The sequence below is a fragment of the Xanthomonas sp. WHRI 6106 genome (assembly GCF_040202405.1).
Taxonomy (GTDB): Bacteria; Pseudomonadota; Gammaproteobacteria; order Xanthomonadales; family Xanthomonadaceae; genus Xanthomonas; species Xanthomonas cannabis.
The window spans coordinates 146076-170065 of record NZ_JBEGFC010000013.1 but is presented as its reverse complement, the minus strand read 5'-3'; the positions used below and the strand labels follow the sequence as shown (position 1 = coordinate 170065).

At 65.8% G+C, this 23990-nt stretch carries 21 protein-coding genes and 1 pseudogene; 4 read left to right on the top strand and 18 right to left on the bottom strand.

All coding sequences use genetic code 11. From position 1 onward, the window contains the following. Positions 1-608: 608 nt before the first annotated feature. Together ABQZ09_RS17780 and ABQZ09_RS17775 are read right to left on the bottom strand one after the other, a co-directional pair. Entirely contained in the window at positions 609-1688 is a 1080-nt protein-coding gene (locus ABQZ09_RS17780) for a CmpA/NrtA family ABC transporter substrate-binding protein (RefSeq protein WP_349777523.1), read from the bottom strand. Positions 1689-1692: 4 nt separating this feature from the next. Next, positions 1693-2265: an ANTAR domain-containing response regulator gene (locus ABQZ09_RS17775; protein WP_349777522.1), complete on the bottom strand. Its 573-nt coding sequence runs from the start codon at positions 2263-2265 to the stop codon at positions 1693-1695. A gap of 84 nt (positions 2266-2349) precedes the next feature. On the opposite strand from ABQZ09_RS17775, the gene ABQZ09_RS17770 reads away from it, so the two are divergent. Beyond that, the gene (locus ABQZ09_RS17770) at positions 2350-3354 is read left to right on the top strand and encodes an NAD(P)-dependent oxidoreductase (protein ID WP_228890513.1); all 1005 of its coding nucleotides are present in this window, start codon (positions 2350-2352) and stop codon (positions 3352-3354) included. 264 nt (positions 3355-3618) lie between these two features. Here the strand turns inward: ABQZ09_RS17770 and ABQZ09_RS17765 are convergent, their stop codons facing one another. The 3 genes from ABQZ09_RS17765 to ABQZ09_RS17755 are packed head-to-tail and all read right to left on the bottom strand — an operon-like array spanning position 3619 to position 5825. Then, positions 3619-3981, bottom strand: a complete 363-nt coding sequence (locus ABQZ09_RS17765) for a hypothetical protein (protein ID WP_349777521.1) — start codon at positions 3979-3981, stop codon at positions 3619-3621. Further along, positions 3965-4534, bottom strand: a complete 570-nt coding sequence (locus ABQZ09_RS17760; protein WP_349777520.1) for a molybdenum cofactor guanylyltransferase — start codon at positions 4532-4534, stop codon at positions 3965-3967. The genes ABQZ09_RS17765 and ABQZ09_RS17760 overlap by 17 nt, the downstream gene beginning before the upstream one ends. A gap of 37 nt (positions 4535-4571) precedes the next feature. Beyond that, a complete protein-coding gene (locus ABQZ09_RS17755; RefSeq protein ID WP_349777519.1) occupies positions 4572-5825 on the bottom strand; it encodes a molybdopterin molybdotransferase MoeA in 1254 nt (417 codons plus the stop codon). Positions 5826-6019: 194 nt separating this feature from the next. On the opposite strand from ABQZ09_RS17755, the gene ABQZ09_RS17750 reads away from it, so the two are divergent. Beyond that, positions 6020-6295, top strand: coding sequence for a hypothetical protein (locus ABQZ09_RS17750; protein ID WP_228315163.1), 276 nt, complete (start codon positions 6020-6022; stop codon positions 6293-6295). A gap of 261 nt (positions 6296-6556) precedes the next feature. On the opposite strand, the gene xth is transcribed toward ABQZ09_RS17750, so the two are convergent. Then, a complete protein-coding gene (xth, locus tag ABQZ09_RS17745; protein WP_349777518.1) occupies positions 6557-7600 on the bottom strand; it encodes an exodeoxyribonuclease III in 1044 nt (347 codons plus the stop codon). A 166-nt stretch (positions 7601-7766) separates the two neighbouring features. Between xth and ABQZ09_RS17740 the strand changes: the two genes are divergently transcribed. Then, on the top strand, positions 7767-8522 hold the full coding sequence (locus tag ABQZ09_RS17740) for an OBAP family protein (RefSeq protein ID WP_349777517.1): 756 nt from the start codon (positions 7767-7769) through the stop codon (positions 8520-8522). Between the two features lie 67 nt (positions 8523-8589). Here the strand turns inward: ABQZ09_RS17740 and ABQZ09_RS17735 are convergent, their stop codons facing one another. From ABQZ09_RS17735 to ABQZ09_RS17710, 6 genes and pseudogenes are all read right to left on the bottom strand, one after another. Further along, a complete protein-coding gene (locus tag ABQZ09_RS17735) occupies positions 8590-9759 on the bottom strand; it encodes a zinc-dependent alcohol dehydrogenase (protein ID WP_349777516.1) in 1170 nt (389 codons plus the stop codon). A 12-nt stretch (positions 9760-9771) separates the two neighbouring features. After that, on the bottom strand, positions 9772-10302 hold the full coding sequence (locus ABQZ09_RS17730) for a hypothetical protein (protein ID WP_349777515.1): 531 nt from the start codon (positions 10300-10302) through the stop codon (positions 9772-9774). A gap of 3 nt (positions 10303-10305) precedes the next feature. Then, positions 10306-10881 carry a DUF4142 domain-containing protein gene (locus ABQZ09_RS17725; RefSeq protein WP_349777514.1) on the bottom strand — a complete coding sequence of 192 codons (576 nt, stop codon included), beginning with the start codon at positions 10879-10881 and terminating at the stop codon, positions 10306-10308. Positions 10882-10994: 113 nt separating this feature from the next. Beyond that, positions 10995-12332: a cytochrome P450 gene (locus ABQZ09_RS17720; protein WP_349777513.1), complete on the bottom strand. Its 1338-nt coding sequence runs from the start codon at positions 12330-12332 to the stop codon at positions 10995-10997. Positions 12333-12696: 364 nt separating this feature from the next. After that, a complete protein-coding gene (locus ABQZ09_RS17715; protein ID WP_349777512.1) occupies positions 12697-12912 on the bottom strand; it encodes a hypothetical protein in 216 nt (71 codons plus the stop codon). Positions 12913-13086: 174 nt separating this feature from the next. Continuing rightward, positions 13087-15740 (bottom strand): annotated as a pseudogene (locus ABQZ09_RS17710) (TonB-dependent receptor). Positions 15741-15989: 249 nt separating this feature from the next. On the opposite strand from ABQZ09_RS17710, the gene moeB reads away from it, so the two are divergent. Then, on the top strand, positions 15990-17132 hold the full coding sequence (gene moeB / locus ABQZ09_RS17705; protein WP_349777511.1) for a molybdopterin-synthase adenylyltransferase MoeB: 1143 nt from the start codon (positions 15990-15992) through the stop codon (positions 17130-17132). A 344-nt stretch (positions 17133-17476) separates the two neighbouring features. Here moeB and ABQZ09_RS17700 read toward each other — a convergent pair whose 3' ends face one another. The 6 genes from ABQZ09_RS17700 to pilW all read right to left on the bottom strand — a co-directional run bounded on the left by ABQZ09_RS17700 (position 17477) and on the right by pilW (position 23982). Continuing rightward, positions 17477-18697: a molybdopterin molybdotransferase MoeA gene (locus tag ABQZ09_RS17700; RefSeq protein WP_039403794.1), complete on the bottom strand. Its 1221-nt coding sequence runs from the start codon at positions 18695-18697 to the stop codon at positions 17477-17479. A gap of 314 nt (positions 18698-19011) precedes the next feature. Beyond that, positions 19012-20409, bottom strand: a complete 1398-nt coding sequence (gene der / locus ABQZ09_RS17695) for a ribosome biogenesis GTPase Der (protein WP_039564581.1) — start codon at positions 20407-20409, stop codon at positions 19012-19014. A 10-nt stretch (positions 20410-20419) separates the two neighbouring features. After that, entirely contained in the window at positions 20420-21637 is a 1218-nt protein-coding gene (gene bamB, locus ABQZ09_RS17690; RefSeq protein WP_349777510.1) for an outer membrane protein assembly factor BamB, read from the bottom strand. After that, positions 21637-22275 (bottom strand): YfgM family protein, encoded by a 639-nt coding sequence (locus ABQZ09_RS17685; protein ID WP_166748571.1) that lies wholly within the window; start codon positions 22273-22275, stop codon positions 21637-21639. The genes bamB and ABQZ09_RS17685 overlap by 1 nt, the downstream gene beginning before the upstream one ends. Positions 22276-22345: 70 nt before the next feature. Beyond that, positions 22346-23197 carry a helix-turn-helix domain-containing protein gene (locus tag ABQZ09_RS17680; RefSeq protein ID WP_349777509.1) on the bottom strand — a complete coding sequence of 284 codons (852 nt, stop codon included), beginning with the start codon at positions 23195-23197 and terminating at the stop codon, positions 22346-22348. Then, the gene (pilW, locus tag ABQZ09_RS17675) at positions 23194-23982 is read right to left on the bottom strand and encodes a type IV pilus biogenesis/stability protein PilW (protein ID WP_039403808.1); all 789 of its coding nucleotides are present in this window, start codon (positions 23980-23982) and stop codon (positions 23194-23196) included. Before pilW ends, ABQZ09_RS17680 begins: the two co-directional genes overlap by 4 nt. Positions 23983-23990 lie beyond the last annotated feature (8 nt).

The following is a 23990-nucleotide window of genomic DNA, read 5'->3' as shown; positions in this document are numbered from 1 at the left end:
GGCAGCCCACGCCGGCTCTCGACACCTACGCTGCCACATTCCGAACAGATAAGGCTCGGTGGCGGCATCCATGCCGCCACACGGTCCCGCAATCGGCGAGGACACCACGCCAGACAGTTGGCTGGCGGTTTTGTTCAAGAGAAAAGGCACCGCGTCGCCAGTTTGCCAAGCGACTGGTTGAGAGCCATGCGCACCGACCAACTCCACTGGTCCTTGTCCGCCCACCGTCGCGGGACCCTTGGCGGCATGGATGCCGCCACGGAGCCTACAGGGATGTACTTGCGGCGTGTCCCGCGATGGTGGGCGGGCAAGGGCCCTGCGGCAAAGGCGCAGATGGTCCGCTCTCCGCCTGATCCGCCTTTACTGAGCAATGAGGTAGCGACAACTGTATCGTGCGTCTCGCGATCACTTGGCTATCTTAAAGTCTGGTCGAGGGCGCGGCGCCTCACCTTCGCGGGACCCGTGGCGGCATGGATGCCGCCACGGAGCTACAGCGACGTACTTGCGGCGTGTCCCGCGACGGTGTGCGGGCAAGGCCCTGCAGCAAAGTCGCAGTGCATCCGCCCCGTCCTGATCCCCACTCCAGCGCGTCACCACCGCGCGAGTTGTCAGTCGTCGCTGGGTGTATCGAACAAGCAATTGCGGCGGTCATCGCCGTCCGGCACGGCCACGCCAATGCGCGCGGCGGCACTGCGGTAGTTATCCAGGCGATGGATGTCCCGTAGCCGCGCGAGGTCGTCTTCCTTGATGTCGTGCCACCCCCAGCGCTGGAACTGGCTCAGGAACCACTGGCCATCCGATAGCCACGGCATGTTGACCGCGCCATCGCGATGGAAGGCCAGCGCCGTCGCATCGACGTTGGCCGCATCGGCGTCGGCATTGGCATCCAGGCACGCGGCAAGATGCGCTGCCGACACCCCGATATGCTGCGGCTCGGCCAGCCACTGCGCACACTGGCTCCGGTTGTACGGCCCCGCATCCAGCCAGCGGCAGGCGTCCAGCACGCAGGCGGTCAGCTGCTGCGTCAGCTCCGGCTGCAGGGCGGCGAACTCGCGCCGGCACGCCAGCACCTTCTCTGGATGGCCAGGCCAGAGCTCGCCACTGCGGATCACCCGCGCACCACTGCCCTGCGCCTGCGCCACCGCTGCCCACGGCTCCCCGGAGCAATACCCATCGACCAGCCCACTGGCCAGTGCCTCGGGCATCCGTGGTGGCGGGATGGTGAGCACACCGACATCGTGCATCGGGTCTACCCCGCCTGCAGCCAGCCAGTAGTACAGCCACAACGCGTGCGTGCCGGTGGGAAACGTCTGCGCGAACACCGCGCGCCGACCCAGCCCGGACAGTGCCTGCGGCAGTGTCTGGCCGTTGGCCAACGCCTGCGCCAGGCCCGGCGCCATGGTGATCGCCTGGCCGTTGTGGTTGAGCGTCATCAACAAGGCCATCGGACATTGCGGCCCGGCGATGCCCAGGTCGATGGCGTACACCAGGCTGGCCAGGGCATGCGCCGCATCCACCTCGCCGGCCAGCAAGCGGTCGCGCACGCCGGCCCACGAGGCTTGCCGCTGCAGCTCCAGGTGCAGGCCATGCGCACGGTCCAGGCCCAGCCGCTGCGCGGCAACCAACGGGGCGCAGTCGATCAGCGGCATGTAGGCCACGCGCAACACAGGAACGTCAGGTTGGCTCATGTCATCATCCCAGCAATTCGGCCATGGCCACGATGCGTCGCGCCACCTCGGCCAGCTTGACGCCCTGCTTCATCGCCTGCTGGCGCAGCGCAGCGTATGCATCGGCCTCGCTGAGGCCGCGTTTTTCCATCAACAAGCCCTTGGCGCGGTCGATCTGCTTGCGGTCCTGCAACGCCTGCTGCACATCGTCCAGGCGTTTGCGCATGCTGCTTTCGTGCGCAAAGCGCGCCAACGCCACCTGCACGATCGGCACCAGCCGCGCCGGCGCCAGGCCATCCACCACATACGCCGTCACGCCCGCACCGACGGCGGCATGGATCAGCGCATCGTCCCCATCGCCGGAGAACATCACCACCGGGCGCGGCGCATGGGCATGCAGCATCGACAATTGCTCCAGGGTGTCGCGCGAGGGCGAATCCACATCGATCACCACCACATCCGGCTGCTGGCTTTGCACCGCGTGCAACAGCGCACCGACCGAGGCCACGTCGTCGAGCACCGTGTAGCCGGCGCGCGTCAATGCCTGGCGCAGTTCGCCGATGGGCTTTTCGGTATCGTTGACGAGCAAAACACGCATTGGCGGCAGCGAGGCGTGTGGACGTGCGCCGATGGTGCCATGCAACATGCCGTCGGTGCGAGTCATCCTTTCGGAGCGAGTCTGATGCCGTTGTTTCCGTTGTTCGCAAATCTGCAGGGGCGTGCCGTGCTGGTGATCGGCGGTGGAGAGGTTGCCACGCGCAAGGTGCTGGCGCTGCTCAAGGCCGGCGCGCACATTCGCCTGTATGCACATGCGCTGTCGCCAGAGCTTGCAGAATTGATGCAGGCCGGGCGCTTCGAGCAATTGGGCGGCACGTTCGACCCGGCGTGGATCGACACGGTGTGGCTGGTGGTCGCCGCCACCGACGATACCGAGCTGAATCAGCGCGTGGCCGCAGCGGCCGGCGCACGTCAGCGCCTGGTCAATGTGGTGGACGACGCCGAGCTGTCCACCTACCAGGTGCCGGCGATCGTGGACCGCGACCCGCTGGTGATCGCCATTTCGTCAGCCGGCGCCGCGCCGATGCTGGCACGGCGCCTGCGCGAGCGGCTCGAGCGCGAGCTGGATGCATCGGTTGGCCGGTTTGCCGCTCTGTTCGCGCGTCATCGCGAGCGTATCCGCAGCCAGTTCCCCGAGATGAACCGTCGCAGGCGCTGGTTCGATCGCGTCATCGACGGGCAGGTGCCGCTGCTGTTGCAGGCCGGCGACGATGCCGCCGCCGAGGTGGCCTTCAACACGGCCCTGGACGATGCCGGCGCCGTGCCTGCGCGCGGCAGCGTGCAACTGGTCGGCACCGGCCCCGGCGACCCGGGGCTGCTGACCTTGAAGGCGCTGCGTGCGATGAACCTGGCCGACGTGCTGCTGGTTGCCGCCGATGTCCCCGATGCGGTGCTCGAGCTGGCGCGCCGCGATGCAACACGGCGTACGCTGCCGGCAGATGCGCAGGCACAGCAGGCCTTGCTACTGGAACTGGCCAACGATGGCTTGCACGTGGTGGCACTGCGCGGCGGCATGGGCTACGACGACGCAGCGGCGGCGCCCATCGAAGCGGCGCTGAAAGCCGGCGGGCTTGCCTGCGAGCGGGTGCCTGGCCTCTGCCGCACGCCATGTGTGCGCCTGGCAGGGTGAACGTTGCGCGTCATGCAGGCGTGTCGCCCAAGAACACGCAATAAAACCCACCCGTAGCGGCCAGGCTTGAGCAGCCGGTACGCGGACGCCGCGGGACCAGCCGCACTCCGGTTCACCCGCGCCGCCCGCACCCACCTGCGAGTGCTCACGCCGTTTTGTCGGCCGCTCACGCCGCAGCGCTGCAGGCGTCGGATGCCTGTGCACTGCCCCGGTCCGCTGGTCGACTTATCTGGCTGGCAACAAGCGCACCCGCTGAGCTGCCCGCTACGCCTTCGGAAACCGCGTGCGCGTACTGTCGCGCACATCCACGTCGAAGGTCACCTGCAGCGTCATCGGCTCGGCGTGCCCAGCGCCCGCATCGAAACAGAAGCTCAGCCCATCGCGCCTGGGCAGTTGGCGCGCATGCTCTTCGAGTGCACCGCGCGGCACCTGCAATTGCCAGTGGTCGGTGGCGCAGTTGCACGCGGCATGGCCGCCGGTGAGGCTCACGCTATGCCGCACCAGCCGTGCACCCTGCCCGCTCGGCAGGCGGCTCAGATTCTCCACGCTGCGTCCGGCGAGCAAGGTGGCCAGCTCGGCCTCGTCGATACGGAACCGCAGGTGCTGGCCGTCAATCTGGATTTTCATGGATGAGCTGACTCCACTGCTCGGGCGTATTGCAATTGACGAACGCGGCGCGTTCGCTGGCGGTGACTGCAAGGCGATGACACTGCAGTGAACGCTGCAGGGCGCGCAGCGAACGTGACGATGCCTCGCCTGCCATCAGCCCGGCTAACGTCGTGCGCACACGAGCATCCACAGCCAGCCGCATCGGCAGCATCTGCTCTTCGAAAGTCACGCAGCGCTGCGCTGAGGGGGCCAGCAGCCGCGCCAGCAAGGCCGTGGACAACAGCGGCATGTCCACCGGCACCACCACCAGCGTGGTCGCATCGGGTACACGCTCGATCACGCTCGCCAGGCCGCCGAGCGGGCCCAGGTCCGGTTGCGTGTCGGCGATGCCGTCGTACTCCGGGCGCAGGCCGCTGACAAGCACCGCCTGCGCCCCGGCGCCGCGCAGCAGGGCCTGCATCTGCGCAATCAGCGGACGCCCGTGCCAGGGCAGCAAGGCCTTGTCGCGGCCCATGCGCGAGGAGCGCCCCCCGGCCAGCACCACGCCGGTCCATGCAGGGAGCGCGCTCATGCAGTGCGCACAAGCGGACGAATGGACACTGGCCGCTTCACAACAACGGCACCGGGGCCGCCGGCTGCAGATGCCCCAGCCCGAAGACGTCCACATGGGTGACGGGTGCGGCCGCATCCGCCTGCGGCTCCAGCACCGCCCAGACATTGGCCTGCAACAACGGCGCGACCCGAAACGACTCCTGCTGCGGCAGGATGTGCACGCCCAGCACGCCCGCCGCGTTGCACTGCAGCCGGGCACGCAAGTGCTGGCGCCAGATCGGCCGCGCCTGCATCGGGGTGTCCAACGCCACGCGCAGTCCCCCCTCGGCAGGCATGCCCAGCAATCCACGCAGCGCCGGCTCGACAAAAAACCGCAGCCCCGCCGCGCTGGCCATCGGGTTGCCCGGCAACCCGACATACAGCACGCCATCGCCAAAGCGCGCCAGCAGCACCGGCTTGCCCGGGCGCACCGCAACCTTGTGGAACAGCAGGCTGGCCGCATGCCGGGCCAGTGCATCGGGAACAAAGTCGTAGCGCCCGCGCGACACCGCGCCGGTACTCAGAATCACATCTGCGCCGGCACCACGCGCCTGCGCAAGTGCGGCGTCGAACGCGGCATCGTCATCGCCCACCTGCCCCTGCCATACCAGCTGCGCCCCCGCCGCGCGCAACTGGCTGCGCAGGTAGCTGCTGGTGCCATCGCGGATCTGGCCGGGCTGCAAGGGCTGCGTGGGGTCGCTGATCAATTCGCGCCCGGTTGCGATCAGGGCGACGCGTGGCCGGCGTACCACCTTGACCTGCGCGCACCCCAGGCCGGCCAGCAGCATCAGGTGCGCACCACGCAGCACGGTACCGGCACTGATCACCGCGTCCTGCAGGCGCACATCCTCGCCGCGGCGACGGATATGCTGCCCCGCACGCACGTCGGCGCGCAGACGGATGCGCCCAGGGCCCGAGCCCACCTGGCTCAACACGTCCACCTGCTCGATCGGCACCACCGCATCGGCGCCGGCGGGGATGCCAGCGCCGGTCATGATCTCCCACGCAGCGCCCGCCTCGGCATCGAGCGCATCGGCGCCGGCGGCAATGGTGCCGGCCACGTCGTGCGCGCTGCCGGCCGCTGCACCACGGCCACCCGTGGCGATGGCAAAACCGTCCATCGCACTGTTGTCGAAAGGCGGCAGCTCGGCCGGGCTGGACAGCGTCTGCGCAAGCACCCGGCCCTCGGCCGCGGCGCTGCCCACCCACTCGCCGGCGAGCGTGGTGACCTGCTGCTGCACGAGGGCAAGTGCTTCGGCGTAGCTGATCATGAGCGAAACACTGCCGACCGAGAGACGTGGCGGCTAGGATACCGGGCTGCAGCGTGGACGGTACAGCCGGGCTGGCCGGGTGCACGCGGAACTGCGTGGGTAGCGCGCACAGGCGCCGCGCTTGAACTTGCTCGTACGCGCTGCCCACATCATGCGTCGCACAGTCGCCGGCATCTCCCTCACCATTACAGCGCATGCACTTTGTCGACCTCGTCGGATGGCTGGCCAGCGCCATCCTCATCGCCACCCTGATTCGCCAGATCTACAAGCAATGGACGTCCGATGAGGCGCAGGGGGTGTCGCGCTGGTTGTTCATTGGCCAGATCAGCGCCTCGGTGCTGTTCATTCTGTACAGCTATCTGGTGGGCAATGCCGTGTTCATCGTCAGCAATGCGCTGATCCTGCTGACCGGTATTACCGGATTTGTGTTGCACCGGATCAAGCGGCGGCGACTGGGCCTTGCTGGTTGAAAGGGTTTGACTGAGTCAGTCACTGCGCCTTGCCGTTGGAGCATCGAAACACGCGCATGCAAACCAAAGGTTGAGCGTCGCTCGAAGGCGCCAGCAACAGCAGCCGTAGGCGAAAGGTGGTACCGGCCCGGCTGCGTCGCTGCAGGGACATGCCAGCGCCACCGGTCGTTGGCGCGCGTGAGGGGCCAGGCGTAACGAAGTGACTGTGGCTGGCTCCGGATGTGCGCCACAGCGAGTGACCACTGTTTCCTGCGCGACCCGCTACGACGTGCCGACGCGACGCGTACGCTTCCTCGCTGCCGCCTTGCGGGCGGGCGCAGCCTTGGCGGAAGGTGTATTGCTGGCCTTGCCTTTGTTCGTCACCGCGCCTGCACCGGCAGTCTTAGCCACGCGCTGGGCGACCGCCTTGGTTGCCTTCTTGGCTACCGCCTTGCGCGCTGACGTTTTCTTCGCCGCCACGCGTTTGCGTGCGGCCGGCGCTGCCTGCGTGCCGACAGTCGCTTCAGGCATCGCATCGGGCATGCGCACGCTGATCCAGGTCGGCGCATGATCGCTGGCCTTCTCCAGCGCCCGCACCCACTTGTCCACGCCGGCATTCTGCAGGCCCGGCGCCAGTGCGCGGTTGAGCAACAGATGGTCGATACGCAGACCGCGATCACGCGCGAAGTGCTGCCGAAAATAATCCCAGAAGGTATAGATCGGCGCGTCGCCATGCACGGCCAGCAGGCTGTCCGTCCAGCCCTGCTCCACCAATGTCTGGTAGGCCTGGCGGCTTTCCGGTTGCAGCAAGGCGTCCTTGCGCCAGCCCTTGGGGTCATAGATATCGGCATCGGTGGGCACCACATTGAAGTCGCCGATCAGGGCCACGGGATGCGGCAGGTCCACCAGCGTCTTCGCATGCCGGATCAGGCGCTCAAACCAGGCAAGCTTGTAATCGAACTTGGGCCCGGGCTGCGGGTTGCCATTAGGCAAATACAGGCAGGCCACCACCACGCCATGAATCGCCGCCTCCAGATAGCGGCTCTGCGTGTCGCTCGGGTCCCATGGCAGGCCGCGGCGGATCTCCACCGGGTCGGCGCCACGCGCCAGCAACGCCACCCCATTCCAGGCGCGCTGGCCTTGCCAGATCACGCCGTAACCCGCATCGCGAATGGCCTGCTCCGGAAAGGCCTCCTGCGCCGCCTTCAGCTCCTGCAGGCCCACTATGTCAGGCTGCTCGCGCGTGAGCCATTCCAGCAGATGCGGCAGGCGGCTGGCGATCCCGTTGACGTTGAACGTGGCGATCTTGCGGATGGTGGTTGCCATGGCGTGCAGGCCGATGCTCGCATTCGTAATGCACGCAGCATGGCGGCCAGCGCATGAAGCCGATGCTCAAGCGAGGTGAAGCTGCGCCGCGTCAACCCGTCAGCGCTCACGTCGTGCCCACTGCCGCCGCTCTTAGCCTGGGCATACTCACCCCTATTGGATTGCCATGCGACATTCAGCCTTGTTGATCGGTCTTGCCCTGTGCGCCAGCTGTTCGCGCAGTCCACCATCGGTCACCCCGCCGGGCGCACCGGAAAGCGCCAAGACCAATGTCCTGGAGGCCGGCGCCAAGGTACTGCAACCCAATGGGCCGGTCGGCAAGCTCGACATCTATCTGGTGGGCTTCCATCCGATGAAGGACGCGCCGGACCAGCAGATGGAAGCGCATCACTACTGCCAGCAGGTCAACGAAGACCTGGCGCAATGTGCGCTCTACGACGGCAACACCGCCCGCGCCAATCTCACCGGGGTGGAGTACATCATCTCCGAAGCGTTGTTTGCGCAGCTGCCCGAACCGGAGCGGGCGTTCTGGCATCCGCACAATGGCGAAATCCTGTCCGGCCAGCTCTCCGCTCCCAACCTACCGTTGGTGGCAGAGAAGGAGCTGATGCGCAGCAAGATCAACAGCTACGGCAAGACCTGGCACACCTGGCATTCGCGCAAGGACGGCGGGCCTGGCGATACGCTTCCGCTTGGCGAGCCGATGCTGGCCTGGTCGTTCAACCGCGATGGCGAGTTGCAACAGCCGTTGATCGATCAGCGTGATCGGGCCACGTCGGTCTCCACCGCCGAGCGTCGCGCCAATCGCAAGGACCTTACCCCGCTGGCAAAGCCGCAGCACGGGGTGGACGCATTACGCGGCCACTTCAACGACGCAACAGCCATCCCGGGCGTTGTCGACGCAGACGCAGCCGGCGACTGACGCCAGTAGAAAACCCTGCTGCATCTGCAGCAGGGCGACTGATCGCTGCAGGCGCGGTGAGCGCGAGCTAGGGAACAAATCCGGCACGCACGCAGCCGTCGTGTTTGTGCTTGAACATGTCATAGCCGCGCACGGCATCTTCCAGCGGCATCTTGTGGGTCAGCAAGAAGCCGGACTTCAGCCGCCCGGCCTGTGCCAGCTCCAGCAACCTGGGCACATACCGCTGCCCGTGCTGCTGCGCGGTACGCACGGTGAGCCCCTTGTTCATCACGGCGCCCAGCGGAAATTTGTCCATGACCCCGTACACGCCCAATACCGAGAGAATGCCGCCCTTGCGGCAGGCCAGGATCGCCTCGCGCAGCGCCTGCCCGCGGTCGGTATGCAGATGCAGGGCCTGCTTGACGCGGTCATACGCATGGCCGATACCGGTGCCATGGGCCTCCATGCCGACCGCATCGATGCATGCATCCGGCCCGCGGCCAGCGGTCATTTCGCGCAGCACGTCCACCACGCTGTCGACCGCCGTGTAGTCGATCACTTCCAGGCCCAGCACGTCGCGCGCCATCGCCAGGCGCTCCGGTAGCCGGTCGATGCCGATCACGCGCTCGGCACCCAGGATGCGGGCGCTCTGCATCGCCATCAGCCCCACCGCGCCGCAGCCCCAGACCGCAACTGTATCGCCGGGCTGGATATCGCAGAAATCCGCGCCCATGAAACCGGTGGGACCGGCATCGGACAGAAACAAGGCGTCTTCATCGGAGATGCCGTCAGGCACCTCGAAACAACCCACGTCCGCATGCGGAACGCGGATATAGGTCGCGTGCGAGCCCGCATATCCCCCGAATGCGTGCGTGTAGCCGTATATCCCGGCAGTGGGATGGCCCAACAGCGGCTCCTGCAGGTCCCAGCTGGGGTTGGTGTTGTCGCACAACGAGAATTCCTTGCGCTCGCAATGCCAGCAGCCGCCGCAGGAAATAAACGACGGCACCACCACCCGTTGCCCGACGCGCACGTGCTTCACCGCACGCCCGACCTCGACCACCGTACCCATGAACTCGTGGCCGATGACATCGCCCTCGCGCATGGTGGGCAGATAGCCATCGATGAAATGCAGATCCGATCCGCACGTGGTGCTGAGCCCCACTTTCAGAATGACATCGCGTGGGTTGACCAGCACCGGATCGGGCACGGTTTCCACGCGCAAATCGTTGACGCCGTTCCAGCAAAGCGCTCGCACGGAGTAGCCTCCTCAGGAAGTGGGGTGCGCGCTGCCGCGCGCCGACGGGGTATGCAACAAGCTGGGCATCTCGCCGGCTTCCAGCCATGCGCGCAGGCGGCGTAGGCCCTTTCCAGCCAGGACGTACGGCGCCGGGCTCACCAGCTTGGTCAGCAGTTGCGCGATGACCCCATCCACGGCGTACTGCAGGGTCAAGATGGCCTCGCAGCCCTCGCGTCCACGCGCCGGTTGTACCTGCAACAAGATGTCCAGCCGCAGCCCATGCGCGCCCTCAACCTCGTAGCGCACCGATTCGCCCATGCGCGCTTCGCCTCGGCGCAGCTCCACCGCCAACTGCTGATGCAAGGGTGCGTGCAGTGTCCAGCGCGAGGCACGGCCGTCGCCGGACACCAGGTCTGCAGCTCCCTGCAACAGCGCTTGCTGCACGTTGGCGTCGCACCATGCATCCAGGATCTGATGCGGCTCGGCACGCATGGTCATGCTGCGCACGATCCGCGTGCCGTTGCCGTCGGCGATGACTGGGTTGAGCGTCGAGGCAGACATGACTCAGCGGGCTCCGCCCTTGGTGCCGGCCTGCAAGGCCTTGGCGTCGGCCAGATGATCGGCCACATGATGACGGGTGGTCTGCAGGTGCTGACGGACCTGCGGCGAGGTGGCATCGGGGATCAGCTTCTTGTCGAGCGCGGCCAGCGCATCGGTGTGATCCTTGACCATGGCCGTCACATAAGCGGCCGAAAACGCATCGCCTTCGAGCTTCTGCAACTTGCCTAGCTCGGCCTTGGACTTGGTCATCTGCAACTTGGCGCCCATGGCCGAGGTATCGGGCTGCCATTTGGCGATCTTCTGGTTGTTGTCGGTGTGCTCCTTGACCATACGGGTTGCATAATCGTGCACGCCGCCCTGTACCTGTTTCTGCAACGCAAGGTTGGACGCATTGATTTCACCCAGATTGATCGCGCTCAACATGCCCAGCGCCTCGCGCTCGTCCTCGCTCGGCGCTGCGGTGCCGGTCGGCTGCTGAGCGGACGGCCTGGCGCTGGGCGCCGTGTCCTGCGCCTGGGCAGAGAGACTGATGCCGGCGCACAGCGCCATCATGGCGAAAAGCGGGCGACGTGTCTTCATGGCAAAACTCCAGCTGGATGAGGTGCCTGTCATGCTGGGCCGCATGACGTGACTCGGTCGTCGCGCTTGCGTCGTAATGTGGCGAAGGAATGTTGCTGCGCCGCACCGCGTCCTCACACGGCATGAAGGTCGCGCGGTGTGCGTTTTTCGCCCGGCTGGACATGGCTGAGCACCATGCCGCTGCGCGGCAGGCTCGGGAAGCGGTTCAGGGGATAACGCAGGTCCTGCACCGGTAGCACGTAGTCGCTGGCGGCCAATGCATCCACTGCCGCCATCAGCAGCGAGATGGTCGGGTTCTCTCCGGGACACCGATGGTCGCGGTCGAACACACCACCACCCTGCGCGACAAAATCAAACGCGCTGCCCTGCCACTGCCGAAAACGTGAAGGGTCCAGCACATGCGGCTGTCGCCACACGCTCGGGTGGTGGTTGCTTCCGTACAGGTCCAGCATCATCCGGTCGCCTTGCCGGAATGGCCGGCCGCGCCATTCGAACGGTACCCGCACCCGCCCCGCAACCATCGGAAAGAACGGATAGTGGCGACGCACCTCCTGCACCAGGTTCTGCAGCAATCCCGGCTCGCCGGCGCGTAACCGCGGGCGCAACGTCGGGTCTTCATGCAGCGCGAGCGCGGCAAAGCTGATCCAGCGTGCAATCGCCACAATCGGCCGCAGCAGATTGATCAGCTCGGTCGTGGCCACGGCCGAGCTCACTGGCTGCCCATCGAGCTCACGGTGCGTCACCACGGCCGCTGCAATGCTCGACTGCGCAGGGGTTTTTGCTCGGCGCAGATGACGTACGCTATGCCCTACCCACTGTTCGACCCGCCGACGACCGTGCCAGCCGCGTAACCAGCGCAGGCCGACTGCACCGGCGCCGTCGATCATGGCCGCCACATCGCGTGCCATCGCGCGGCTGTCCTGCCCGTGTAGCGCCAACCCCGCCCAGCGACACGCTGCGCGATACAGCACATGCTCGGCTTCGTGCTGCAGTACGACGTAGGCGCTGCGTGCCCAACTGCCGGCCTGCTGCTGCCACTCGTCCACAAAACAGTCGACCAGGCGCGAGGTCTGCGCCGGCGATAGCACGGCCATGAATAACTGCTTGCGGTGCAGGTGCGCATTGCCATCGAGCTGCTGCACGCTGCCCTTGCCCTGCAGCAGGCGCAAGGTCGTGGGTGGGAGCGCCGCAACGCGCGTGAAGCGCCCCGGATGATAGAACGTGGCAACCGCATCCGGGCCGCGTGCAAACACGACCGGCCGCAATGCCAGCCGCGCAGCAAACGCGTCGCTGCCCAGTACGTCGCATTGTTTGCCGACAAACAGATAGCCATCGCGCAGCAACTGCGGCAATACATCCCAGTGGGGTGCCTGTGCGATGGCTGCATCGAGTGGAGCGACATCTGACAACCGTGCCTGTGGGCACTGGTGCGGCGTGGTCGGCGACGGCATCGTGAGTTCTTGTGCATGACCGGGCCACGCTGCGGTTTGCCTGGCTAGCAGTGCGTGAACCGCCGCAGGCTGCGGAACGCGGCGCATGCGCCGGCTTCACGTCTCGCCGAAACAGCGTGTTAGCGGCGCATCGCGTCGCTGGCCAGGCAGCCAGTTGGCTTCACTGGCTCGCAATCCCAGGGCACATTGGCCCATCCGGGCAAAGGTAACCACGTGCACCCCGAGCACACGGCCGGCTGATGCGGCGACGGAAGTAGCCGGTGCCGCACTGGTGAGAATCGGCCGACATCGGGAGCCTCTACCAGGCAGTCACGCCAGCGGAAGCATTCGCCAGATCACATTGGATGCGCGAACGGCGCTCCGGTCACGCGCCGGGGTCGGCGGGCCCAAGCTGGTTGGCCGCCAGAATCTCGTCGATGCGCTTGACGATCTGCGCGGCCTGTTCCTGGGATTCGGCCACGCCGGTGATCTTTTCGGCACGCGCATGGAACACATCCCAGAAATCGTCCGGATGCTGGCTGCGCATCTCGGGTAATTGCTCTTCCAGCTGTTTCAGTTGCGCATCGATGTCGGGGGTCATGAAGGATTCCTTGTACATAAAGCCGAAGACGGAAGGCCTGGCGATCATCAGACAGAATGCGGCTGCGCTGAGCATGCCAGCGCCTGCGCCCTGCCGCGGGCGCGAAGCTGACGCCGCACCGTCCGTGTCGTGCTTACGGTACCGCTGCGGCGGTGAGCCTGATGCCAAGGCCGGTCATAGCCGGAACCGAAAGCCCAGCGTATAGGTGCGCTCCGGCGATGCGATCTCGCGCGGGAAATCGCCGCCACGACGGCCAAAGTAATTCGTGGTCGTGGTTCCCAACAGATTGGTCGCCTCGGCAAACAGGGTCAGGTGCTCATTGAGCTCGTAGTTGAATGCCACGTCCAGCCACTTCTCCCGCCCCTGATTGATCTGCTCGGGCTGGTCGCCGGAGCTGTTGAACTCACCGCGTAATCGCCGCGCCAGTTGTAGGCCACGCGCGCAGAAAAGTGCGCGTACTCATACATCAGGATCGCGTTGTAGGCATTCTTGGACACGTTGGTCAGCGGCTGACGAATGCCCTCTGGCGAGTCGGCTTCTGCAGAAATATAGGTGTAGTTGAGCTGGCTGCCAAAGCCGGACCACCAGCCCGGCAGGAAGTCGTAGAACTGCGTGTACCCCACTTCCACGCCCTTCAACGTGCCTTCGCCCGCATTGCGCGGCCGGCTGATCGAATACACGACGCCGCCGATTGGCTCGTCGGCCGCATAGTTCTGGATATAGCCATCGATCCTGCGATGGAAGCCGGCCACCGACAGTAACGAGCCCGGGCGGAAATACCATTCCAGCGACACATCGGCATTGCGTGATTCCACCGGGCGCAGCTGTGGATTGCCGCCGTTGCCGCGTGCCGGCAGCGATTCGGTGGATTGGTACAAGGCCAGCTGCGGGTTGAGGTCGGCAAACTCCGGCCGCGTGATGGTGGTGCTGCCGGCCAGACGCAGCATCAGGTTGTCGTGCAGGGTCAGGTTGGCGCTGTAGTTGGGCAACACCTTGTCGACGCGCCGATCGATGCTGACCGGGCTCAACACACCATCCAGCGACTGGCTCCCCTGCAGCATGGAATCCAGCCGCGTCGCGCGCGCACCGATACGTCCATCCACCGGGATAGAGCCCATGGAAAAGCTGTAATTCACCTGCGCATAAAGCGCGTAATTGTCTTCTCGGTCGTCAAAGAACAGTGCCGGATTCTCGTCCGGCGCATCCGCGCCATGCCCCATGGCCGAGCGCAAGTGTGCGCTCTGCTGCAGCAGCACGTCCTGATTGGCTGCGGCCCAGCGGTCGCTGGTAAATGCACGCGCACCGTCGAGCATGTTGCCCGGCGTTACCGATGCCAGCCCAGGCACACCGCTCAACAGCAGCGGCGCACCGCTGCTGTTGTTGCGCGCACCGGTGTCGCCGGAATGGTTGGTCGCCGTGCGCCTGCTGGCGCGCGCACCGACCTCCAGCGACCGCAGTGGCCCAAGCTCGAGCGTGATGTCGGCATCGCCGCGCCACGCCCACTCCTCGCCTTCCTGCGCGTTCCAGCTGTCGTAGTACTGCGTCAATTCCCAATTGCCCGGCGCGGCGATGTCGTACCTGCTGCCGTCGGCCTGGGTGATCCAGGTGTCGGCTGCGCCGCCGCCGGAGCGCATGTGCAGCAGCGGCGCCTGGGTGGTCATGTCCAGCGTGAAAGAACGGTTCTTGGCGGTGCTGTAGGTATAGGCAACCTCGCTGCTCAGGCGCATGCGCTCGCCGCTCCAACGCCCGCCCAGGGCGGCCTGATAGGTATCGGAGGCGTTCTTGTGCGCCTGCGTGCTCGACAGGGTACGCATGTCGCGCGCGACCAGCCCATCCAGCACGTTGGTGCCGGGCCGCACGCTCACCGACGCGGTGTTTTCCGGTGTCGCCAACCCGGGGAATGGCAGCCAGTAGTTCACCTGCGGCCGATTGTCGTAACCGATGTACAGCGTGTCGACATACACCTCGCTGTTGTCGCTCGGCGCCCACTGAAAGGAAAAATTGGCCGATTTGCGCTTGCGGTCGCCGCGCGCCATCAACCCGCCCGTGCTGTAGGGCACGTAGAGTTGCTGGCTGGGATCGACCGGATTCGGTTTGAGATCGTAGGTGCCGTAAAGCGTGTTGGATTCCTGATACGGCCGACGCTGGTACGACACGCTGCCCATCCAGCCCATCCGCCCCACCTCGGTATCGCGGCGCTGGCTCAGCGTGAGGCTGCCGTTGGGAACGGTCTTGCCGGACTGGTCGCCGCGCAATGCGCTGACGCTGCCGGCGATGGTGCTGTCCTGATCGAAATCGAACGGCCGTCGCAAGTGCACGTCGACCACGCCGGCAATGCCGCCTTCCTGAAACTGCGCGCCGGTGGTCTTGTACACATCCACGCTGCGCAGCAACTCGGCCGGCACATCGGCCAGCTCCATGTCGCGCCCCACCGTGGTGAACACGTTACGCCCGTCCAGGGTGGTGACCACGTTGGGCAAGCCACGCACCAGCACCTGCCCCACCTCGCCACCGGCGCGCGCCACCTGCACGCCGGTGACACGCTGCAGCGCTGCAGCCACGCTGTTGTCGGGCAGCTTGCCGATGTCTTCGGCCACGATCGAATCGCTGATCTCCGGGTTGGACTGCTTGGTTGCAATCGCACTTTCCACGCTGCTGCGCACGCCCTTGACCTGTACCGCGTCCAGGGTGGCAGTGGGCTGCGCGGCGTCGGGCGTGGTCTGCTGCGCCTGTGCGCTACCGCTCAACGCCAGCCCAATCCAGAGCGCCAGCCGACGGCGGGCAACGAGGTGGCGCGCAACAGCGTTGCGCGGGGATGCGATGAACATGTGTCTCTCCTGAGGCGGTCGTTGCGATGGCCCGCGAGGGAGCGCGTTACGCAAGACGGGGCGAACCGGGCCGGGCAAGCCGCACTGCCCTGACGGGTGCGAATTACAGCCGCGCCGCACGCAATGCAGCGTGATCCCGGCCACGCGCACGCCTGCACCGTGACGCGGCGTTCATCGGCTTGCGCCGGCTTCGAGCAAAGCGACACCACACTGCAGGTACGGCGCCTGCGTTTGCGCGACAATGGGGCCATGAGCAGCCACGACATCTCTCCCGCCGACGCGCGCGCGCGCGCCCTGCACGGCGCCCTGCTGATCGACATCCGGCAGCTGCACGAACGCGCCGGCGGCCAGGCCGAAGGTGCGCTGGCGATCGCGCAGACCGATCTGGAAACCGCACCCGACCAGCATCTCTCCACGCCTGCGCGCGAGATCGTGCTGATCTGCCAAAGCGGCAAACGCTCCGCACACACGGCCGACGTGCTGCGGGCGCACGGGTACGGCAACGTCACCTCCGTGCTGGGCGGCACCACTGCCTGGCTACGCGACGGGCTGCCGGTCGTGCGCCCGACGCTGCCAGCGGACGAGCAGGATTTTCTCGAGCGATATTCGCGGCATCTGCGCCTGACCCAGGTGGGCGTGGAAGGGCAGCAGCGGCTGTCGCGCGCACGCGTACTGCTGATCGGCGCGGGTGGGCTTGGCTCGCCAGCCGCGTTCTATCTGGCCGCCGCCGGTCTCGGCCACGTGCGCATCGCCGATGACGATGTGGTGGACCGCAGCAATCTGCAGCGCCAGATTTTGCACACCGAAGACAGCGTCGGCCTCGCCAAGGTGAACTCCGCGGCGCAACGCATCGCTGCGCTCAATCCGCGCGTACAGGTCGATGCGGTGCAGACACGCGTCACCGCGGGCAATGTCGAAGCACTGCTGCACGATGTCGATGTGGTGATCGATGGAGCGGACAACTTTCCAGCGCGTTATCTGCTCAACGACGCCTGCGTCAAACTTGGCAAGCCTCTGGTGTACGGCGCGGTGCAACAGTTCGAAGGCCAGGTGAGTGTCTTCGATGCGGGGCGCCATCGTGGCTACGCACCCTGCTACCGCTGCCTGTTTCCCGAACCGCCACCGCCGGAATTTGCGCCCAGTTGCGCCGAGGCCGGCGTGCTCGGCGTGCTGCCCGGCGTCATCGGGCTCTTGCAGGCCACCGAGGCGATCAAGTTGCTGCTTGGCATCGGCGACAGTCTGGCCGGCCGCCTGCTCAGTTTCGACGCGCTGTCGATGCGCTTCCGCGAGATCCGCCTGCCACCTGATCCGCAGTGTCCGGTGTGCGCGCCAGGCGCGGTATTTGCCGGTTATGCCGATTACGCCGCGTTCTGCGGTAGTGCGGTTGGTTGAAGGTGGGCGGGGAATTGAACGTGTGATGTCGGTTGGCCGACTGACTGATTAGCGGTGCGATCCGGGTTCATTGGTGTGAGGATTACGGTAGCTTGGGCAGCACAAATGGCTGTCTTCCGGCATACCCTCACCCCCGAACCCTCTCCCGCAGGGAGAGGGGCTATAGAGCGACTCGCTTTGACTGTTCAAGGCTTCAGCTGCAAAGCCATGTAACAATATGCACGCCAGGGAATGCGCACCCTGCGCATTCACGCTCGGCGCCAAGCACGTCGCATGCTTTGCGCCCTCCCATCATCCTTCGAACAACGCACTACATGGCCGAGCACAGTCGATCCACGGCGCGCTCACAACGCGTAAGGAATCACCCGCACGATCTCGCCGGCCTCGAAACGCCGCGCCTGCTCGGGCAAGACGATCAATGCGTTGCTGTCGGCCGCGCCACGCAATAAGTGCGAAGCGTCGCCGCGGTGCGGCAGCGCGGTCAGACGTCCGTCTTCGCCGCATTCCAGCCGTCCGCGCAGGAACTCCAGGCGTTCGTGGCGCTTTTCCCAGGGGGCTGCCAACGCCGCATGCCAGACCGGCCGCGGCTCGCTGCGCCCCTGCAATCCATCCAGCAACGGCACCCCGTAGGCGATCAGCGTTGCCAGCACCGACACCGGGTTGCCCGGCAGGCCCAGCACCAGGCAGCGGCCAATCTGCCCCAGCACCGCCGGCATGCCCGGGCGCATGCGCACGCGCCAGAAGTGAATGCGGCCCAGCTCACCGATCAGCCGCGGCAGATAATCCTTTTCGCCGGCGGAGACGCCGCCGCAGGTGATCACCACATCGAACGCCGCCGCCGCATCTTCCAGCATCGTGCGAATGCGCTGCGGGTCGTCCGGCAAGGTCGGCCACGCAGTTGGCGCGTAGCCCAGCGCCCGTAGCTGCGCCATCAGCATGTCGCGGTTGCTGTTGTAGATTTGGCCCGGCCCGAGCGGCATGCCCGGCTCGATCAACTCGTCACCGGTGGCAAGCACCGCGATGGTCGGGCGCGGCGCCACCGCAAGGCGCGACACGCCAAGTGCCGCCGCCAGGCCAATCCGCGCCGGCGTCAGCACCTGCCCGGCCTGTATCACCAGATCGCCCGCGCGTACGTCGCTGCCGGCCAATCGCACGGCTGCGCCCGGTGCAGGCATGGTGCGAAACCGCACGGTGCCGTCGTGCTCGTCGGCCTCTTCCTTGGGAATCACGGTGTCGGCGCCATCGGGCAGCGGCGCGCCGGTGGTGATGCGCAGGCATTGCCCTGCGCCCAGTGTTCCAGCCCAACGCTCGCCGGCGAACTGTTCGCCAACCAGCTGCAACGACGCATCGCCTGCAGCAACATCAGCATGCCGCAGCGCAAAGCCATCCATTGCACTGTTGGCGAATGGCGGTAGTGGCAGCGGTGCAATCAGATCGGCAGCGGAAATTCGCCCATCGGCACGCGAGGTAGCGATGTTTTCATCGGGCGAACGATTGCTGGCCGCGACAGCACGCAGAATCTGCAGCGCCTGCGCGTAAGGGATGCGGGAAGGATAGTCGGTCATGCCGCGCAGGATACCAGTGCCCCACTACCGCGAAAGACGGCGGCATCGCTCGGTTGTTGAAACCACATGTGCCTTCGAACAACGCACGCCATTGCACGTGAACTCAAGATTTCGGCCAAGCACCACGGTCGCCAAGGCTGGAAACAGGCACATGCACGTGGTGGCGACTGTTTAGCCGTTGCTCGCACACTCACGAACGTCGCTCAGAGCTTGGTGGTCCCGATCTACAGGAGCGATCTGCAACTCACAGCTCGACAGACCATCGAGCTTCCAACACCGCCTGAAACATTGCGTATCAGGCGGCCTTGATGCACTTACTTACCTTTAACGTGCCGGATCAGGCGCCGCTTGCGTGCGACCTGACGTTCGGTCAGCACGTTCTTCTTACCCTCGTAGGGGTTGGCACCCTCGCGGAAGATAAAACGCACCGGCGTGCCGACCAGCTTGAAGCGCTTGCGGAAGAAGTTTTCCAGGTAACGCTTGTACGACTCAGGCAACACCTTCAGGCGCGTGCCATGCACGATGAAGGTCGGCGGATTCGCGCCGCCCGGATGCACATACCGCAGCTTGGAGACATGCCCACGGATGCTAGGCGGCGGATTGGTCTCGTAGGCGATTTCCAATGCCTGGTTCACTTCGCTGGTACTGAACTCGTGCGTCGCCGAGGCGTGCGCGCGGTGGATGGCCTGGAACAGCTCGCGCATGCCCGAGCCATGCAACGCAGAGATCCGCACCGCCTCGGCCCAGCTGACGAAACCGAGCTTGCGCGAAAGCAGATCTTCGGCCTGCGCGCGTTGGTAATCGCTTTGCCCGTCCCACTTATTGATTGCAACGACCAAGGCACGGCCGGCATCCAGGATCGCACCGAGAATCGTCGCATCCTGATCGGTCACACCTTCGGTGGCGTCCAGCATCAACACCGCGACCTGGCATTGCTCGATCGCCTGCAGCGTCTTGAACGCACTGAATTTCTCGACCGCCTCTTCCACCTTGCCGCGACGGCGCAAGCCGGCGGTATCGATCAGGCGGTACTGGCGATTGTCGCGCTCCAGATCCACCGCAATCGAATCACGGGTGGTGCCGGGCACTTCGGACGCGATCATGCGCTCTTCGCCCAACAGGCGATTGACCAGCGTCGACTTGCCTACATTCGGGCGGCCCACGAAGGCGATCCGCACGCGAGCCGGGTCGTTGTCCAGCAACTCGCCGGACCCTTCCTCGGGCAGGCGTGCGCCCACTTCCTCTAGCAGTTCGTCGATACCCTGACGATGCGCCGCAGACAACGCCACCACGTCGGAGAAGCCGTAACGCGCAAATTCCGAGCGCACGGTCTCTTCGTCGGTGCCGTCGATCTTGTTGATGACCAGCACGGTCGGCCGCGCCAGCTTGCGCAGCCAGGCCAGGATCTCGTCATCAAGCGAGGAAGCACCTTCGCGGCCATCGACCACGAACAGCACCAGATCCGCTTCGCCGGCGGCGGCACGCGCCTGACGCGCCGTGGCGCCGGCAAGGCCTTCCTCGTCGCCGGCGATACCGCCGGTATCGACAACGATGAAGGGTTGCTGCTCGTCCAGCCGGCAGACGCCGTAGTTACGGTCGCGGGTGACGCCGGGCTGGTCGTGGACCAGCGCGTCGCGGGTGCGCGTCAGCGCATTGAAGATGGTGGACTTGCCGACATTGGGCCGTCCAACCAGGGCGACCAGGGGCAGCATCGCGAGGTCCTTATTGTGCCAACCGGAAGGCGGAGAGATCGCCGTCGGTGTTTTGTACCAGCAGAATGCCATCGACGACCTGCGGCTGCGCCAGCAGCGTGTCGCGTCCAGCGCGAGCGCGCGCGGCCAGTGCACCGTCGCTGAGTTTCAGCCAGTGCAGGTAGCCCTTGTAGTCACCGACCACGGCGTAGTCGCCCTGGATGGCAACACCGGTCAGCGAGCGACGTGCCAGGGCAGCCTGCGACCACATCGCCGCGCCGCTGCTCTTGTCCAGGCCCCACACCGAACCGGCGTTATCGGACACCACCACCACGGCCGACGACACACCGACGCCACCGGCGCCGCCGTGATCGCGCGTCCATAGTGGGCGACCGCTCGGGCCTTCCAGCGCCAGGGTTTCGTTCTTGAAGCTGGTGGCGTACAGCGTGGTGCCATCCAGCACCGGCGCACCATCCACGTCGGACATGCGCTCCAGCTCGGTGCGGCCTTCCGGCACGCCGATGGCCTGCTCCCACAACGGACGGCCGTCTTGCAGCGCCAGCGCGCTCAAGGTGCCGCTGTCGTTGCCCACGAACAGCACGCCCGGGCCGGTCACGATCGGCGCGTTACCGCGCACCGACAGCGTCGGACCTTCTTCGGCATGGAACCAACGACGCTCGCCGGTGGCTACATCGAAAGCGCTGACGCGTCCATCGTTGCTGCGTACCAGCACCAGGCTCTGCGCAATGGCCGGCGCGGCGATCACTTCGTTGGGAACCTTGGCACGCCACTTTTCGGTGCCGTCGGCCTGGTTCAACGCGATCACATCGCCGGACAAGGTCCCGATCACCACCAGGCCTTCGCCCACGCCCGGGCCACCGGACAGGCGCTGCTTGAACTTGCGATCGTTGCGCTCTTCCTTCTTGGGCTTGTATTCCCATACACGCTTGCCGGTCTGCAGGTCCAGCGCCTGCACGCCGCCGGTGATGGCCGCTGCATACACCTTGCCATCGGCCACGGCCGGGCGCTGACGCACGCCGATATGCCCCTCGCCCTTGCCGACGCCGGTAGACCAGATCTTGTCGACCTTGACCGACGGCTCGAACTTGACCAGCTCGGCAGGTTCCTGCGCCTTCTTGGCAGCAGCATCCTTCCCGGCAAACCAGCCCTTGACCGTGCTGCAGCCGGCCAGCGACAGACCCATCACAGCAATCAACGCAACGCGCTTATACATATCAACCTGCTTCATCAAATCTGCTCCGCCGGATCAGGCACCTTACCGCCCACATCCATCAGCTTGGTTTCCAGCAAGCGGCGCTGCGGCGAGGCCACATCCACCGTGGTCAATGCCTTGGCGTACAGCGCACGCGCCTCGTCCGGCTTGCCCTGGGCCACCAGCGCATCGGCGCGGATCTCCAGGCTGGCGTGGTCCTGCGCATCGGCCAGCAGCTTGATCGCTTCATCCGGCTTGCCACTTTCGGTGAGCACACGCGCCAGGCGCTGCTGCACGATCTGCTTGAGTTCGCCTTCGGCGGGCACGTCACGCAGGGTCTTGATCGCTTCGGCATTCTTGCCGGCATCGACCTGGGCCTTGGCCAGGCGCAATGCGGCCAATTCGGCGTAGATACCGCCCTTGCCGTCGTCCAGCGCCACGATGTCCTTGGCTGCTTTCTCCAGATCCTTGCCCTGGATCGACTTCACCACCGCCTCGTAGCGGGTGTTGGCTTCGACCAGTGCGGTCGTGGTGTGCTTCTGCCACCACTGCCAGCCCAGGATCAGGGCCAGGCCGAGCACCACACCGCCCACCAGTCCCGCCCCATTCTTTCTCAACCAGGAACGAACGCGTTCGCCTTGTTCGTGTTCGTCCAGCAGATCGTCGATCGCCATGCGTACTCTCGCTCCGTCATCCCGGAGGTGCGGAACATCAAAAGGGGAAAATGAAAAACCGCAGTCCGCTTCACTCGGAAGCAGGTACCACGGAGCCGTCGGAGGATACCGCAAAACGAGCCACGTTAGCGCGCTGGAACGGTTTCACATCGACGATACTGCCGCCTTGCTGAACCTGTACCGCCGACGCATTGCCCAGCACGATGCGGCCCACCTGACCTGGCGAATAACTGCGGCGTTCGCCAGCGCGGATCAGCGCCTTTTCGACCGCGCTGCCGTCCGGTGCCAGGATCTGCACCCAGCTGTCGCCGCTGAAACTCAGCGACAGGTCGCCGGTTCCGGCAGCTGCCGGCGCTTCATCGGCGGAGGCAGTGCGCGGCACCGGCGTCATCGACGCGATATAAGGCGCCGGCTGTTCGCGCGGTGCGGCAGCGGGCTGCGTCGCGGCAGCGGGAGCGCCGGCCTTGGCCGCAACCGGCATGCTGTCCAGCGATACCGTGCTTGGCGCCTTGCCATCCAGGTGCGAACGCGTTGCGTACCAGACCGGCACGGCGAACACACCGGTGATGACCACATACATCGCCTTGCGCGCAGTGCTTTCGAGAATGCGCCGGGCACGCGGGGTATGCGTATGGCTGACCAACTTGACCGGTTCGATGGGTGCGATGGTCGCCTGCTGCAGCAGCGGCTCCAGGTCGACCTGCAGCAGGCGCGCATAACTGCGCAACTGGCCGCGTACGAACACCGGCGCACCCAGGCGCTGCCACTCTTCCTGCTCCAGCGAATGCACCACCCGCGCAGGCATGCGCAGCTTGCCGGCGACCTCGTCCACGCTCAGACCTGCAGCTTCACGCGCCTCGCGCAACTGCGTTCCGCAGCCCTTTTCCTGCTCGAAAGGGTTCGGATTGGAATCACTGATCACAATGCATTGGCCCCGGGGTTAGCGGTCGCTGCGTCAGGAAATTCCTTGACCAACCGCTGTTGGTAACGGCTGGCAGCTACCTTGTCGCCTAGCCCTTGCTCAATCTGAATGGCGAGTTGTAACACGGAAGCCGTTGCCCGTGCAGCCGCAAGCCGCCGTTCGATGAAGGCGCGCGCCTCAAAAAAATGACGACGCCCCGCTTCCAGGCGCGCCATCGACTCCAGCGCATAGGGATTATTCGGGTCCAGTTCGAGCGCCTTGCGCAAATCGCTGGTTGCGCGTTCGGGTTGGCCGGCCTTGATCGCACAGCCACCGGCATTACCGAGCGCAGACGCTGGAGATGCATAGGTGCGGTCGGTCAGCGCCCGGTCGAACCACAGCAGCGATTCGGCAGGCGAGCCGTTGGCGCACAGCCAGGCACCGTAGTTGTTCAGTACATCGCCCCGCTGCGGCGCCAATTCGGCCGCACGGCGATAAGAAGCGCCGGAGCCGGCCACATCGCCCCGCCCCCCTTGGATCAGCGCCAGCATGCCGATGGCATCCACCGACTGCGGATCCTTCTTCAGTGCGGCTCGAACCTGCTCCTCGGCACCTGCGTAGTCGCCGGTTTGTAGCCGGTTACTTGCAAGCCCCAGCTTTTCCTGTACGGCAAGGCGATTCTTGGTGGCCTTGTCGTCGCGGAACGAGTACACCGGCGCGACTTCCTCCACGCTCTTGGCCGAGCCGGCCTTGGCATTACGACCACCGCAACCGACCGCACACAACGCGATCGCCACGGCCGCCATTAACGCGA